At 61.8% G+C, this 14,937-nt stretch carries 12 protein-coding genes; 10 read left to right on the top strand and 2 right to left on the bottom strand.

Annotated features, from left to right (window positions below; genetic code table 11):
- Window positions 1-9 precede the first annotated feature (9 nt).
- From E5221_RS05590 to E5221_RS05580, 3 genes are all read left to right on the top strand, one after another.
- Window positions 10-2,613: a TonB-dependent receptor gene (locus tag E5221_RS05590; RefSeq protein WP_247846975.1), complete on the top strand. Its 2,604-nt coding sequence runs from the start codon at window positions 10-12 to the stop codon at window positions 2,611-2,613.
- Between the two features lie 160 nt (window positions 2,614-2,773).
- Entirely contained in the window at window positions 2,774-3,367 is a 594-nt protein-coding gene (locus E5221_RS05585) for a biliverdin-producing heme oxygenase (protein WP_182329096.1), read from the top strand.
- A gap of 56 nt (window positions 3,368-3,423) precedes the next feature.
- Window positions 3,424-3,840 (top strand): YbaN family protein, encoded by a 417-nt coding sequence (locus E5221_RS05580; RefSeq protein WP_013971115.1) that lies wholly within the window; start codon window positions 3,424-3,426, stop codon window positions 3,838-3,840.
- Here the strand turns inward: E5221_RS05580 and arcD (E5221_RS05575) are convergent.
- Complete coding sequence (gene arcD / locus E5221_RS05575; RefSeq protein WP_247846974.1) at window positions 3,820-5,247, bottom strand: arginine-ornithine antiporter; 1,428 nt, start codon at window positions 5,245-5,247, stop codon at window positions 3,820-3,822. The two genes, E5221_RS05580 and arcD (E5221_RS05575), sit on opposite strands and share 21 nt — an antisense overlap.
- A 436-nt stretch (window positions 5,248-5,683) precedes the next feature.
- On the opposite strand from arcD (E5221_RS05575), the gene arcD (E5221_RS05570) reads away from it, so the two are divergent.
- The 7 genes from arcD (E5221_RS05570) to gltS all read left to right on the top strand — a co-directional run bounded on the left by arcD (E5221_RS05570) (window position 5,684) and on the right by gltS (window position 14,278).
- Window positions 5,684-7,111 carry an arginine-ornithine antiporter gene (arcD, locus tag E5221_RS05570; RefSeq protein WP_015269087.1) on the top strand — a complete coding sequence of 476 codons (1,428 nt, stop codon included), beginning with the start codon at window positions 5,684-5,686 and terminating at the stop codon, window positions 7,109-7,111.
- A gap of 33 nt (window positions 7,112-7,144) precedes the next feature.
- Window positions 7,145-8,398, top strand: coding sequence for an arginine deiminase (gene arcA / locus E5221_RS05565; protein WP_003257954.1), 1,254 nt, complete (start codon window positions 7,145-7,147; stop codon window positions 8,396-8,398).
- A 69-nt stretch (window positions 8,399-8,467) separates the two neighbouring features.
- Window positions 8,468-9,478: an ornithine carbamoyltransferase gene (locus E5221_RS05560; RefSeq protein WP_013971112.1), complete on the top strand. Its 1,011-nt coding sequence runs from the start codon at window positions 8,468-8,470 to the stop codon at window positions 9,476-9,478.
- A 142-nt stretch (window positions 9,479-9,620) separates the two neighbouring features.
- Window positions 9,621-10,550 carry a carbamate kinase gene (arcC, locus tag E5221_RS05555; protein WP_003257953.1) on the top strand — a complete coding sequence of 310 codons (930 nt, stop codon included), beginning with the start codon at window positions 9,621-9,623 and terminating at the stop codon, window positions 10,548-10,550.
- Window positions 10,551-10,605: 55 nt separating this feature from the next.
- Entirely contained in the window at window positions 10,606-10,974 is a 369-nt protein-coding gene (locus E5221_RS05550) for a DUF5064 family protein (RefSeq protein ID WP_013971111.1), read from the top strand.
- 83 nt (window positions 10,975-11,057) lie between these two features.
- Window positions 11,058-12,566 (top strand): sigma-54-dependent transcriptional regulator, encoded by a 1,509-nt coding sequence (locus E5221_RS05545; protein WP_061551963.1) that lies wholly within the window; start codon window positions 11,058-11,060, stop codon window positions 12,564-12,566.
- A gap of 512 nt (window positions 12,567-13,078) precedes the next feature.
- Window positions 13,079-14,278, top strand: coding sequence for a sodium/glutamate symporter (gene gltS, locus E5221_RS05540; RefSeq protein WP_247846972.1), 1,200 nt, complete (start codon window positions 13,079-13,081; stop codon window positions 14,276-14,278).
- On the opposite strand, the gene E5221_RS05535 is transcribed toward gltS, so the two are convergent.
- Window positions 14,275-14,907, bottom strand: coding sequence for a response regulator transcription factor (locus tag E5221_RS05535; RefSeq protein ID WP_247846971.1), 633 nt, complete (start codon window positions 14,905-14,907; stop codon window positions 14,275-14,277). The genes gltS and E5221_RS05535 overlap by 4 nt on opposite strands.
- Between the last annotated feature and the right edge of the window lie 30 nt (window positions 14,908-14,937).

Here is a 14,937-nt window from a genome sequence, read left to right as displayed (position 1 = left end):
GCGCTTCCGATGTCCACAGGTCCTACCCGCCCCTCCACCCTTCCTCGCCATGGAGGGCAACTGTCCCTCCTGAGCCTTTCCCTACTGAACCTCGCCCTGCTCGCCAGCGGCGCCATGAGCCTGCCGGCGCTGGCCGCCGAGCCGGCACAGGCCAGCAGCCCGCGCATGGGCGACTACCGCTTCAGCATCGGCCAGCAGCCGCTGGTTTCGGCCATCAATGCTTTCAGCCAGGTCACCGGCTGGCAGGTCGGCTTCAGCGCAGAACTGGCCAACGGCGTGGCATCACCAGGGGTGCAGGGTTCGCTACCGCCGGAAGCCGCGCTCAAGCGCCTGCTGCACGGCACCGGCCTGGGCTTTCGCAAGATCAGCAACGGCAATGTGGTGCTCGAACGCCAGGCCAGCGCCAATGTGATTGCCCTGCAGCAGGTGACCGTCAGCGCCACCCGCAGCGCCCAGGACGTCAGCCAGGTGCCGAGCACCGTCAGCGTGCAGACCCGCGAGCAACTGGACCGGCAGAACGTGAACAACATCCAGGACCTTGTGCGCTACGAACCAGGAGTGTCGGTAGCCGGCACCGGCCAGCGCAGCGGCCTGAACGGCTACAACATCCGTGGTATCGATGGCGAGCGCATCCTCACCCAGGTGGACGGCGTGTCGATCCCCGACAGCTTCTTCTTCGGCCCCTACGCCCAGACCCAGCGCAACTACGTTGACCCGGAGATCGTCAAGCGTGTGGAAATCCTCCGCGGCCCGGCCTCGGTGCTGTATGGCAGCAACGCCATCGGCGGGGCGGTGAGCTACTTCACCCTCGACCCGGACGACATCATCAAGCCTGGCAAGGACGCCGGTGCCCGCCTGAAAACCGGCTACAGCTCGGCCGACGAAAGCTGGCTGACCTCGGCCACCGTCGCCGGCCGCCAGGGCGACTTCGACGGCCTGTTGCACCTGAGCCAGCGCAACGGTCACGAAACCGAGACCCACGGCGACCACAGCGGTGACGGCCTGGCGCGTACCGAAGCCAACCCGATGGACGTGCGCACCACAAACGTGCTGGCCAAGCTGGGCTGGAACTACGCCGACGAAGCGCGCCTGGGCTTCACCTACGAGCGCTACAAGGATGACCGCGACCAGAACATCCTCAGTGCGGTGGGCGGGCCTTTCATTCCTGGCTTTGGTGCCCCAGGTTACTACAAGGCGCGTAACGGCAACGACACCGTCACCCGCGAACGCCTTGGCATCAACCATGAGTTCGGCCTGGATTCGCTGGTCGCCGACCATGTGAAGTGGAGCCTGAACTACCAGATCGCCAAGACCGACCAGCACACCGAGGAAGTCTACGCACCGCCTGGCCGTCAGGTACTGCGTACCCGAGACACCCTGTACAAGGACCGCCAGTGGCTATTCGACGCCCAGCTGGACAAGGCCTTCAGCCTCGGCGCCACCGACCACCTGTTGACGTACGGCACCACCCTCAAGCACGAGAAGGTCACCGGTTCCCGCAGCGGCACCGGTACCTGCCTGGCCGTTGGTTCAGGCTGTTCTGCCGCTGGCGCCGAGCGTCCGGCAGACGGCCAGGCCCTGGTCAGCGACTTCCCGGACCCGACCGTGAACACCTACAGCCTGTTCGTGCAGGATGAAATCCGCTGGAACAACTGGACCTTCATGCCTGGTGCTCGTTACGACTACACGCGCATGGAGCCCAGGTTCACCGAGGAATTCCTGCGTGGCCTGGAGTCCAGCGGTACCGCACCAACCTCCCAGGACGACTCGGACAAGAAGTGGCACCGCGTCTCGCCCAAATTCGGCCTGACCTACGCCTTCAACGACAACTACACCTGGTATGGCCAGTACGCCGAAGGTTTCCGCACCCCGACTGCCAAATCCATGTACGGGAAGTTTCAGAACATCGAGCAAGGCTACCGCGTCGAAGGCAACCCGGGTCTCGAACCCGAAAAGAGCAAAAGCTATGAGACCGGCCTGCGTGGCAACTTCGACGCCGGTAATTTCGACGTGGCGGTGTTCTACAACAAGTACCGCGACTTCATCGACGAAGATGCCGTACAAAGCGCCAACCTGGAGCAGACCTTCAAGGCCAACAACATCAAGCACGCCACCATCAAGGGTACCGAGGTCAAGGGCCGCCTGAACCTGGACCACTTCGGTGCGCCGCAGGGCCTGTATACCCAGGGCTCGATCGCCTACACCTATGGCCGCAACGATGACACCGGCGAGCCACTGAACAGCGTCAACCCGCTCAAAGGCGTGTTCGGCCTGGGTTACGAACAACAACACTACGGCGGCCTGCTGAGCTGGACATTGGTCAAGCGCAAGACCCGCGTCGACGACAGCAACTTCTACTCGCCCGACGGCTCGAGCTCCAAGTTCCGCACCCCGGGCTACGGGGTGCTGGACCTGACCGGTTACTACAAGGTCACCGACGACGTGACCATCAACGCCGGCCTGTACAACCTCACCGACAAGAAGTACTGGCAGTGGGATTCGGTACGCAGCTACGACGGCCAGGGTGAAGCGGCCGTGACTCAGCCGGCCAACATCGACCGCCTGACCATGCCGGGGCGCAACTTCGGCATCAATGTGGTTTGGGATATCTGACCTGGATTATCGCTGACAGGTTTGTTTCGTCAGTGCCGGCCTCTTCGCGGGTAAACCCGCGAAGAGGCCGGCACTACCAGCACAAATACCAGCTTTTTTTACTGTCCCGCCCCCGCTGTTTCGTCTTGTCTCTAGACCCCCCTCTTCCAAGGACTGCCCCATGACCGACCGCCCAGCCCTGCGCTCCCAGCGCCTCAACCAGATCACCCACGCCCCCCACGCCGAACTTGATGCCCTGGTCAAAGCCCACGCGCCCTTCGACAGCCGCGAAAGCTTCGCCCGCTTCGTGGTCGCCCAGTACCTGTTCCAGGCCGAGCTGCAGGCCCTGTACAACGACCCGCAACTGATCGCCATCATCCCCGACCTGGCCGAGCGCTGCCGTGCCGAACAGGCCCGCCTGGACCTCGCCGACCTCGACACCGAAGTACCACCAGCCGTGCCGGGCACCCTGCGCAACCCGAGCCTGGGTGAGGCAATGGGCTGGATCTTCGTCTCCGAAGGCTCCAAACTGGGCGCTGCGTTTCTGATCAAGCGTGCCGTGGCCCTGGAACTGTCCGACAGCTTCGGTGCCCGACACCTGGGCGAACCGGCCGGTGGCCGTGCCGAAGGCTGGAAACAGTTCACCCGCATTCTTGATGGCCTGGCCCTGTCGGCCGAAGAGGAAGCCGCTGCCGAACGCGGCGCAGTTGCTGCCTTCGAGCGCTTCACCAAGCTGCTCAAGCATGCCTATGCTGCAGATGCCGCGCTGGTTTGACACGCCATACCCCGGCCACCCTACCGGTGGCCGAACCGCTTCCATGCAGTGAGACCATGACCCGACCCGCCCGTTCGAAACTCGCCCGCCTGCTGTATGCGACCTTGGCTTACGTGAGCCTGGGCGTGGGCCTGGTCGCGATCGTCATTCCCGGCCTGCCGACCACCGAATTCATCCTGCTGGCTGCCTGGGCGGCCACACGCAGTTCGCCGCGCCTGTCTGCCTGGCTGGAGAACCATCGGCTCTTCGGGCCGATATTGCACAACTGGCGCAATGGCAAGGTGATCCAGCGCCGGGCCAAGGTCAGCGCGACCCTCAGCATGCTGCTGTGCGCGGGCCTGATGCTGACGTTCCTGGAACACCGCTGGCCGGTGTTCCTGGCCATTGCCGGCATGACCCTGGGCAACCTGTGGATCTGGTCCCGCCCCGAGCACGCCCCCTGCCCTGCCCCGTCACAAGCTCAGCAGCCCTGAGTACAGGGCATAGGCCGCCAGCGCGGCACCTGCCAGCACAGCAGCGAAAATCAGCTTTTCCCAAGTGGTGAACAAGGTTTTACCCTGCTCATGCTTGGCCCTGGCGAACAGGATCACGCCCGGGGCGTACAGCAGCGCCGACAGCAGCAGGTACTTCAGCCCGCCGGCGTACAACAGCCACACGGCATATACCAGGGCAACCAGCGCCACCAGCAGGTCCTTGCGGCGCAGGGCCGGCTGCTCGTCGTAGGGTTCTGCACGTACCGCCAACAGCACGGCGTAGGCCGCCGACCACAGGTAGGGCACAAGAATCATCGACGAGGCCAGGTAGATCAGGCTGGTATAGGTACCGGCGGAAAACAGCGTGATCAGCAGGAAGCCCTGGATCATGCAGTTGGTCAGCCACAGGGCGTTGGCCGGTACATGGTTGGCGTTTTCCTTGGCCAGGAAACGCGGCATGGTCTTGTCCCGCGCCGTGGCGTAGAGGATCTCGGCACACAGCAACGCCCACGACAGCAGCGCGCCAAGCAGCGAAACCGCCAGGCCGATACTGATCAACAAGGCGCCCCATGGCCCGACGATATGCTCCAGCACCGAAGCCAGTGACGGGTTCTGCAGCCCGGCCAGTTGCGGCTGGGTCATCACCCCCAGCGACAGCACGTTGACCAGCACCAGCAGCGCCAGCACTCCCAGAAAACCGATCACCGTAGCCTTGCCCACATCCGAGCGGCGCTGGGCGCGCCCGGAATACACACTGGCGCCCTCGATGCCGATGAACACGAACACGGTGACCAGCATCATGTTGCGCACCTGCTCCAGCACGCTGCCGAACTGCGGGTTGCTCAGGCCCCAGATGTCACGTGTGAAGATATCGGCGCGGAAGGCGAACGCGGCGATCACCACGAAAATCAGCAACGGTACCACCTTGGCGACGGTGGTCACCTGGTTGATGAACGCCGCTTCCTTGATGCCGCGCAGCACCAGGAAATGCACCGCCCAGAGCAGCAGCGAGGCGCAGCCGATGGCAATTGGCGTGTTGCCCTCGCCGAACACCGGGAAGTAGAAGCCCAGGGTACTGAACAGCAGCACGAAGTAACCGACGTTGCCCAGCCAGGCACTGATCCAGTAGCCCCAGGCCGAGGAAAAACCCATGTATTCGCCAAAGCCGGCCTTGGCGTAGGCGTACACTCCCGAGTCCAGCTCCGGCTTGCGGTTGGCCAGGGTCTGGAATACGAAAGCCAGGGCCAACATGCCGACTGCGGTGATACCCCAACCGATCAGCACAGCCCCCACATCGGCACGCGCCGCCATGTTCTGCGGCAACGAGAAGATCCCGCCTCCAATCATCGAGCCGACCACCAACGCGATCAGCGCGCCCAGGCGCAGCTTCTGTCCCGGTTCGCTCATGAGCCTTCCTTTTTTTTGCGCACTGTCACGGGCTTGAAACAGCCATGCGGTCCATATAAGTGTTGCTACTTATAATGATCCTGACCAATGAAGCTATAGCACTAATAACTGCTTTGTCTATGCCAGCTTTTGCGTAAAAACTAGCAGCTCCGGAGCAACTAGAAAAGAATCCGATAAAACTCGAAATTCTTGTGAAAAATTTGCGAAAGCGGCAAAAACGGCTAGCGTCAAGCATCGCAGGCTGAACAGAGCGTTTGCTCTAGATGGACATGGAGGTGCCAGCATGCAAGGCCTGCGGCATAAGTTGTCGGCACTCTCCAGGAGCTTCGTGAAGGAATTTTCCTACTTCACGTCGCCATGAACTGACCCAAGTCAGCGAATGGCAGCGGCGTCGGATTTACTCTGTCGTCAACTTTCTCCTGGCAGGAGTTGTTAAATGTCTGATTCATCCGGAAAACTAAAGCTCGGCGCGTTAGTTGCACTTGTCGTCGGTTCGATGATTGGTGGCGGTATCTTCTCGCTGCCGCAAAACATGGCTGCCAGCGCAGGGGTTGGCGCTGTACTGATCGGCTGGGCGATCACCGCGGTCGGCATGCTGACCCTGGCGTTCGTGTTCCAGACCCTGGCCAACCGCAAGCCTGACCTGGATGGCGGGGTGTATGCCTACGCCAAGGCTGGCTTTGGCGACTACATGGGCTTCTCCTCGGCCTGGGGCTACTGGATCAGTGCCTGGCTGGGCAACGTCGGCTACTTCGTGCTGCTGTTCAGTACCCTGGGCTACTTCTTCCCGATCTTCGGCGAAGGCAACACCCCGGCCGCCATCATCGGCGCATCAGTGCTGCTGTGGGCCGTGCATTTCCTGGTGCTGCGCGGCATCAAGGAAGCAGCATTCATCAACCTGATCACCACCGTGGCCAAGGTGGTGCCGCTGCTGCTGTTCGCCCTGATCTGCCTGTTCGCCTTCAAGCTCGACATCTTCACCGCCGACATCTGGGCGGTAGGTACGCCAGAGCTGGGCAGCGTGATGAACCAGGTGCGCAACATGATGCTGGTCACCGTGTGGGTGTTCATCGGCATCGAGGGTGCGAGCATCTTCTCGTCGCGGGCGGAAAAACGCTCTGACGTGGGCAAGGCCACGGTCATCGGCTTCGTCACCGTGCTGCTGTTCCTGGTGCTGGTCAACGTGCTGTCGCTGGGCATCATGACCCAACCGGAACTGGCCAAGCTGCAGAACCCGTCGATGGCTGCCGTACTGGAGCATGTGGTCGGCCACTGGGGCGCGGTACTGATCAGCGTCGGCCTGATCATCTCGCTGCTCGGGGCCCTGCTGTCGTGGGTGCTGCTGTGCGCCGAGATCATGTTCGCCGCCGCCAAGGACCATACCATGCCGGAGTTCCTGCGCCGCGAGAACGCCAACCAGGTACCGGCCAACGCCCTGTGGCTGACCAACGCCATGGTGCAGATCTTCCTGGTGATCACGCTGTTTTCCAGCAGTACCTACCTGTCGCTGATCTACCTGGCCACCTCGATGATCCTGGTGCCCTACCTGTGGTCGGCCGCCTATGCCTTCCTGCTGGCTCTGCGTAGCGAAACCTACGAGCAGGCCCTGGCCGAACGGCAGAAGGACCTGGTGATCGGTGGTATCGCCCTGTTGTACGCCGTCTGGCTGCTGTACGCCGGTGGCGTGAAATACCTGCTGCTCTCGGCCCTGCTCTACGCACCTGGCGCAATCCTGTTCGCCAAGGCCAAGCGTGAGGTTGGCCAACCTGTCTTCACCAACGTGGAAAAACTGATCTTCGCAGCCGTGGTCATCGGTGCCCTGGTGGCAGCCTTTGGCCTGTACGACGGCTTCCTGACCCTTTGACCCACGTCTTCGTTCAACTGGAGGAATGAAATCATGTCCGCTGAAAAACAGAAGTACGGTGTCCACTCCGAAGCCGGCAAACTGCGCAAAGTGATGGTTTGCTCGCCGGGCCTGGCGCACAAGCGCCTGACGCCGAGCAACTGTGACGAGCTGCTGTTCGACGACGTGATCTGGGTCGACCAGGCCAAGCGTGACCATTTCGACTTTGTCACCAAGATGCGCGAGCGTGGCGTGGATGTGCTGGAGATGCACAACCTGCTGACCGACATCGTCCAGCAACCCGAAGCACTGAAGTGGATCCTCGATCGCAAGATCACCTCCGACACCGTCGGTGTCGGCCTGACCAATGAAGTGCGAAGCTGGCTCGAAGGCCTCGAGCCACGCCATCTGGCCGAGTTCCTGATCGGCGGCGTGGCAGGCCAGGACTTGCCGGAAAGCGAAGGCGCCAGCGTGGTCAAGATGTACAACGACTACCTGGGCCACTCCAGCTTCATCCTTCCACCGTTGCCCAACACCCAGTTCACCCGCGACACCACCTGCTGGATCTATGGCGGCGTCACGCTCAACCCGATGTACTGGCCGGCGCGCCGCCAGGAAACCCTGTTGACCACCGCCATCTACAAGTTCCACAAGGAGTTCACCGGCGCCGACTTCCAGGTGTGGTACGGCGACCCGGACAAGGACCACGGCAACGCCACCCTTGAGGGTGGTGACGTGATGCCGATCGGCAAAGGCATCGTGCTGATCGGCATGGGCGAGCGCACCTCGCGTCAGGCCATCGGCCAGTTGGCGCAAAACCTGTTCGCCAAGGGCGCGGTGGAAAAAGTCATCGTCGCCGGCCTGCCGAAATCCCGTGCTGCCATGCACCTGGACACCGTGTTCAGCTTCTGCGACCGCGACCTGGTCACGGTCTTCCCGGAAGTGGTGAAAGAGATCGTGCCGTTCATCATCCGCCCGGACGAAAGCAAGCCTTACGGCATGGACGTGCGCCGCGAGAACAAGTCGTTCATCGAGGTGGTGGGCGAGCAGCTTGGGGTCAAGCTGCGCGTGGTCGAAACCGGTGGCAACAGCTTTGCCGCCGAGCGCGAACAGTGGGATGACGGCAACAACGTGGTGGCCATGGAACCGGGCGTGGTCATTGGCTACGACCGCAACACCTACACCAATACCCTGCTACGCAAAGCCGGGATCGAGGTCATCACCATCAGTGCCGGCGAACTGGGCCGGGGCCGGGGCGGCGGCCACTGCATGACCTGCCCGATCGTGCGCGACCCGATCGACTACTAACGACCATTACCCCCGGCCGCCCTCATAAAGCGGCGGCTGGTGCGTTCACCAAACTCAAGGAGAAAAGTCATGGCGTTCAATATTCACAACCGCAACCTGCTCAGCCTGGAACACCACACCACTCGTGAGCTGCGCTACCTGCTGGACCTGTCCCGCGACCTCAAGCGCGCCAAGTACACCGGCACCGAGCAGCAGCACCTGAAAGGCAACAACATCGCGCTGATCTTCGAAAAAACCTCTACCCGTACCCGCTGCGCCTTCGAAGTGGCCGCCTATGACCAGGGCGCCAATGTCACCTACATCGACCCGACCTCGTCGCAGATCGGCCACAAGGAAAGCATGAAGGACACTGCCCGCGTGCTCGGGCGCATGTACGACGCCATCGAGTACCGGGGCTTCAAGCAGGAAATCGTCGAAGAGCTGGCCAAGTTCGCCGGCGTTCCGGTGTTCAACGGCCTGACCGACGAATACCACCCAACCCAGATGATCGCCGACGTGCTGACCATGCGCGAGCACAGCGACAAGCCGCTGCACGACATCAGCTACGCCTACCTGGGCGACGCCCGTAACAACATGGGCAACTCGCTGCTGCTGATCGGCGCCAAGCTTGGCATGGACGTACGCATCGCCGCGCCCAAGGCGCTGTGGCCGCATGACGACCTGGTCGAACGTTGCCACAAGTACGCCGAGGAAAGCGGCGCACGCATCACCCTCACCGAAGACCCGGTTGCCGCGGTCAAGGGTGTGGACTTCGTGCACACCGACGTGTGGGTATCGATGGGTGAGCCGATCGAAGCCTGGGGTGAGCGTATCAAGCTGCTCAAGCCGTATCAGGTGAATGCACAGCTGATGAAGTCCACCGGCAACCCGCGGACCAAGTTCATGCACTGCCTGCCGGCGTTCCACAACTCCGAAACCAAGGTAGGCAAACAGATCGCCGAACAGTACCCGGACCTGGCCAACGGTATCGAAGTGACCGACGACGTCTTCGAGTCGCCGGCCTGCATCGCCTTCGAGCAGGCGGAAAACCGCATGCACACGATCAAGGCGATCCTGGTGTCGACACTGGCTGACCTCTGACAACCACCTCGATCCTGTGGGAGCTGGCTTGCCGGCGATACAGGCAACTCGGTGCATGGCACCGGCTTCGCCGGTGATCGCCGGCAAGCCAGCTCCCACAATGGATCGAGGCGCTCACCCCATATCCGCAAAGGACATTCCCATGCGTATCGTTGTTGCATTGGGCGGCAACGCCCTGCTGCGTCGCGGCGAGCCCATGACCGCTGACAACCAGCGGGCCAATATCCGCACCGCCACCGAACAGATCGCCAAGATCCACCCAGGCAACGAACTGGTCATCGCCCACGGCAACGGCCCGCAAGTTGGCCTGCTATCGCTGCAGGGCCTGTCCTACAAGCCCGACGAGGCCTACCCGCTGGACGTGCTGGGGGCCGAGACCGAGGGCATGATCGGCTACATGATCGAACAGGAACTGGGCAACTTGCTGGCCTTCGAAGTGCCGTTCGCCACCCTGCTGACCCAGGTCGAAGTGGACGCCAACGACCCCGCCTTCAAGGACCCGACCAAGTTCATCGGCCCGGTCTATGGCAAGGAAGAGGCCGAGCGCCTGGCCAAGGAAAAGGGTTGGGTGGTCAAGGCCGACGGCGACAAGTACCGCCGAGTGGTGGCCAGCCCGAAACCCAAACGCATCTTCGAAATCCGCCCGATCAAGTGGCTGCTGGAAAAGAGCAGCATCGTGATTTGCGCCGGCGGCGGCGGCATCCCCACCATGTACGATGAGAACCGCAAGCTCAAGGGCATCGAGGCGGTGATCGACAAGGACCTGTGCTCGGCCCTGCTGGCAGAGCAGCTGGACGCCGACCTACTGATCATTGCCACCGACGTCGATGCGGCCTATGTTGACTGGGGCAAGCCCACACAAAAGGCCATTGCCCAGGCCCACCCCGACGAACTCGAACGCCTTGGCTTCGCCGCCGGCTCCATGGGGCCGAAGGTGCAGGCCGCCTGCGACTTTGCCCGCAACACCGGCAAAGTGGCAGTGATCAGTTCGCTGGAGAACATCGAAGACATCGTCAAAGGCACCGCCGGCACGCGCGTTTCCACCGCGAAGCCGGGGATCAGCTACCGTTGAATGCAGTAGGCGGGCGCCAGCGTCCGCCATTTTCGACCTTCCAAAGGAGCTTGCCATGGCCCAGTACCAACCCGGTCATGTACACATCGAGCGCACCGCGCTGAACCAGAATGACCACAGCTATGACCTGAACATCGAATACGAGGCAGTGTCGGACCCCAAGGAAGGTAGAGGCATCCAGTTCAAGATGCATGGCAGCATCGAAGGCAAGCCAGTGGAAGAAAAGTTCTTCCTGGCCAAGGACCAGGTATTGCCCAGCTTCCTCATGCAACTGAGCCGAAGGGCGCAGTCGTACCTGAAGCCACCGAAGAAATTCGAGAGCCTGAGCTCGCCGCACAAGCTTTATGACCATATGTTCGCGGACATTCGCGAAAAGCTGGATGTGAAATCGGGCGACCCGATCAAGCCTGAACATCTGGAGTGATTTCAAGAACCGGGGCCGCAAAGCGGCCCCGACAATGTTGAGGCATACTACCGCCCTCCCCCAGCCACAACCGCCCCCTCCCCATGCGCATCCACGTCAGCTTCATCGACCGCGTCGGCATCACCCAGGAAGTCCTCGCCCTGCTCGGTGCCCGCAACCTCAACCTGGACGCCGTGGAGATGGTCCCGCCGAACGTCTACATCGACGCCCCTACCCTCAGCCCCGCCGTGCTCGAAGAACTGCACGACGCGCTGTTCGAGGTACATGGCGTGCAATCGGTGGACGTGGTCGACATCCTCCCTGGCCAACGCCGGCACCTGCAGCTCGATGCCCTGCTGGCGGCGATGAGCGACCCGGTGCTGGCCGTGGACAGTGCCGGCAAGGTGCTGCTGGCCAACCCGGCGCTGATCGAACTGTGCGGCCGCGAATCGGCCGGGCGCTCGGTGGGTGAGCTGTTCGGCGACCCGGCGCTGCTGCAGGCCCTGCTGGACAACAACTTCCACCTGCCCATGCGCGAGATGCAGCTCAACGGCCAGAGCCTGTTGCTGGACGCCATGCCGATCACCAACGCCGGTGGCCTGCTGACACTGTATCCGCCTACGCGCATGGGCGAACGCCTGTCGGCCCTGCACCACGACCATGCCGAAGGCTTCGATGCCTTGCTCGGCGAGTCACCGGCCATCCGCACCCTCAAGGCCCGCGCCCTGCGCGTGGCGGCGCTCGATGCACCGCTGCTGGTGCATGGCGAAACCGGCACCGGCAAAGAACTGGTAGCCCGCGCCTGCCACGCCATCAGCAGCCGCCACGCGGCACCATTCCTGGCCCTGAACTGTGCTGCGCTGCCCGAGAGCCTGGCCGAGAGCGAACTGTTCGGCTACGCCCCCGGGGCCTTCACCGGCGCACAACGGGGCGGCAAGCCCGGGCTGATGGAGCTGGCCAACCAGGGCACGGTATTCCTCGATGAAATCGGCGAGATGTCGCCATACCTGCAGGCCAAGCTGCTGCGCTTTCTCAGCGATGGCAGCTTCCGCCGGGTGGGTGGCGACCGCGAAGTGAAGGTGGATGTACGCATCATCAGCGCCACCCACCGCGACCTGGAGCGCATGGTCGCCGAAGGCAGCTTCCGCGAAGACCTGTTCTACCGCCTGAACGTGCTCAATCTGCAAGTGCCACCGCTGCGCGACCGTGGCCAGGACATCCTGATGCTGGCGCATTTCTTCATGCAGCAGGCCTGCACGCAGATCCAGCGTCCACCCTGCAGGCTGACCCCGGCTACCCATTCGGCACTGCTGGCCAACCCTTGGCCGGGCAATGTGCGCCAGCTGCAGAACGTGATATTCCGCGCCGCAGCCATCTGCGAGGGCAACCTGGTGGATATTGGTGACCTGGACATCGCCGGCACCTCGGTGGCCCGTGGTCAGGACGGCGAAGTGGCCAGCCTGGAACAGGCCGTGAGTGATTTCGAGCGCGAACTGCTGCAACGCCTGTACGCCAGCTACCCGTCCACGCGGCAACTGGCCGGGCGCTTGCAAACTTCACATACCGCCATTGCGCAGCGCCTGCGCAAATATGGAATACCGGGCAAAGCCTGATACCTGTCAGATAGCGTCAACGGGGCTGCTACGCAGCCCGTCGCAGGCAAGCCAGCTCCCACAGGTATCGCGCACATCCTGAATTCTGCGCGATACCTGTGGGAGATTGCCCAGCCCTTTTGGGCTGCGCTGTCGCGCAGAGAACAAATATCGCTCGTCTGACGCGTCCTTTGTAGGAGCAGCCTTGTGCTGCGAAGAGGCCGGTACTGACAAAGCCTGTCTGTTGCTAGTACCGGCCTCTTCGCAGCACAAGGCTGCTCCTACAGAACCTCGCTGAACCAATGAGTCATGTGTTGTGCCATGTGAGAGCTGGCTTGCCTGCGATGGGCCGCAAAGCGGCCCCTGATAGTTATTGCAATAATCCGGTTGTTATTCAGGCTTTTCCTACGCCAGTGAAAGATACTCTCCCACGTATGCCTCGTAGAATGGTGACAGTGTATTCCCACCTGTCACCCCACTTCTCCGCCCCATAGCGGGAAGTGGTCCGCTACTGGATATAACGAGAGCACCTGATGTTTGAACTCGATTTTTACGGGACGCTTGTAGCCGCCTCTTTGGTACTGTTATTGGGGCGCGGCCTGGTCGCGCGTATTGGTTTCCTGCGCACTTACAATATTCCGGAACCTGTCGCTGGCGGCCTGGTAGTGGCCTTGGCGTTCCTGGCGTTGCGCAGTTTCGATATCCACGTGCAATTCGATACTTCCCTGCAAACTCCTCTGATGCTGGCATTCTTCGCCACCATCGGTTTGAGTGCAGACTTCGCCAGCCTGAAAAAAGGTGGCCGCGTGGTTACCGTGTTCCTGCTGGTGGTAACCGGCTTGCTGCTGGTCCAGAACGCCATGGGTATCGGCCTGGCAACGGCACTTGGCCTCGACCCGCTGATGGGCCTGCTGGCCGGCTCTATTACCTTGTCCGGTGGTCACGGTACAGGCGCCGCGTGGGGGGCCACTTTCACCGAAAAGTTCGGTCTGGCGTCGGCCTCCGAACTGGCAATGGCATCAGCTACCTTCGGCCTGGTACTGGGTGGCCTTATTGGTGGCCCGGTCGCCCGGTTGCTGATCAGACGGGTAACGACACCTGGTATCGAAGAACCAGCACCACAACTGCCCAAGGGTTTCGAACAACCAGACAAAGAGCGCCTGATTACACCGTTTTCATTTATCGAAACACTGGCGCTGATCGCTGTCAGTTTGCTCGCTGGCTCGTTACTTAACGGTTTGCTGAAAGGCACTGCGTTTGAACTGCCAACGTTCGTTTGCGTGTTTTTTGTGGGCGTGGTGTTGCGAAACGGCCTTTCGGCGCTCGGCTTTTATCAAGTCTTCGAGCGGGAAATCTCGGTATTGGGCAATGTGAGTTTGTCGTTATTCCTGGCCATTGCCTTGATGTCGCTCAAGTTGTGGGACCTTTCAGCGCTGGCATTACCATTCTTTGCATTGCTCGCCGCACAGACATTGGTCATGGCACTGTTCGCGATATTCGTCACGTTCCGGGTCATGGGCCGCAACTATGATGCAGCGGTACTGGCTGCCGGGCACTGTGGTTTCGGCCTGGGTGCAACGCCAACGGCAATCGCCAACATGCAAGCGGTGACCCAGCGCTACGGAGCCTCGCGCATTGCCTTCCTGGTGGTGCCGATGGTGGGGGCGTTCTTCATCGACATCATCAATGTCATCGTCATCAAGCTGTATCTGGCGTTGCCCTGGATTGCCTAGATCGAGGTCAGGCCATGCTCCAGGGCGTATTTCACGAGTGCCGCAGGGGTATCGATATTGAGCTTGCGCCTGATGCTCAGCCGATAGGTTTCCACTGTACGGACACTGATATCCAGCTCTTGGGCCATTTTCTTGTTGTTGTGCCCCTTGGCGATCATTGACAGCACTTGCAACTCACGGGGCGTCAGCTCGTGCTCGTCCCGGTTGCTCACGGCGAGCTTGCGAGTGATTTCCGAGCTGTAGAAGCTTCCTCCCGCAGCGATGGCCTCGATGGCCGCGATGAGCTCTGCGGAAGGCGCATTCTTCAGCACATAACCTAGCGCTCCGCAACTGATGGAGGTGCGGACGTACTCCTGGTTGTCGTACATGCTCAGCATGAGGATCCTGATATCCGGGTAGCGTTCGCGCAGCTTGCGCGTGAGCTCCAACCCGTTCATGTCCTGAAGCCCTACGTCGACCAGGAGAATGTCCAGTTCAGTAGTCGCTACCAACTCGATTGCCTGGGCTCCTGACTCGGCCTGGCCGACAACCTCGAAGTGCGGGATCGCGCACAGCAGCGCCTTTACGCCGTCACGCACAAGGACGTGGTCGTCGACCAGGGCGATTCTGACCGGATGGGTTACGCTCATGGAGTCCTCGAGGGTTGGCGTGGCAAGGCT

This window comes from Pseudomonas sp. A2, from assembly GCF_023100865.1.
In the GTDB taxonomy this organism is placed as follows: domain Bacteria; phylum Pseudomonadota; class Gammaproteobacteria; order Pseudomonadales; family Pseudomonadaceae; genus Aquipseudomonas; species Aquipseudomonas asiatica.
This window is presented reverse-complemented; position numbering and strand designations above follow the sequence as displayed.

Excerpts from the sequence above, each read along its gene's own strand:
- E5221_RS05590 (WP_247846975.1), top strand. The coding sequence starts at position 10 with ATGTCCACAGGTCCTACCCGCCCCTCCACCCTTCCTCGCCATGGAGGG.
- E5221_RS05585 (WP_182329096.1), top strand. The coding sequence starts at position 2,774 with ATGACCGACCGCCCAGCCCTGCGCTCCCAGCGCCTCAACCAGATCACC.
- E5221_RS05580 (WP_013971115.1), top strand. The coding sequence starts at position 3,424 with ATGACCCGACCCGCCCGTTCGAAACTCGCCCGCCTGCTGTATGCGACC.
- arcD (WP_247846974.1), bottom strand. The coding sequence starts at position 5,247 with ATGAGCGAACCGGGACAGAAGCTGCGCCTGGGCGCGCTGATCGCGTTG.
- arcD (WP_015269087.1), top strand. The coding sequence starts at position 5,684 with ATGTCTGATTCATCCGGAAAACTAAAGCTCGGCGCGTTAGTTGCACTT.
- arcA (WP_003257954.1), top strand. The coding sequence starts at position 7,145 with ATGTCCGCTGAAAAACAGAAGTACGGTGTCCACTCCGAAGCCGGCAAA.
- E5221_RS05560 (WP_013971112.1), top strand. The coding sequence starts at position 8,468 with ATGGCGTTCAATATTCACAACCGCAACCTGCTCAGCCTGGAACACCAC.
- arcC (WP_003257953.1), top strand. The coding sequence starts at position 9,621 with ATGCGTATCGTTGTTGCATTGGGCGGCAACGCCCTGCTGCGTCGCGGC.
- E5221_RS05550 (WP_013971111.1), top strand. The coding sequence starts at position 10,606 with ATGGCCCAGTACCAACCCGGTCATGTACACATCGAGCGCACCGCGCTG.
- E5221_RS05545 (WP_061551963.1), top strand. The coding sequence starts at position 11,058 with ATGCGCATCCACGTCAGCTTCATCGACCGCGTCGGCATCACCCAGGAA.
- gltS (WP_247846972.1), top strand. The coding sequence starts at position 13,079 with ATGTTTGAACTCGATTTTTACGGGACGCTTGTAGCCGCCTCTTTGGTA.
- E5221_RS05535 (WP_247846971.1), bottom strand. The coding sequence starts at position 14,907 with ATGAGCGTAACCCATCCGGTCAGAATCGCCCTGGTCGACGACCACGTC.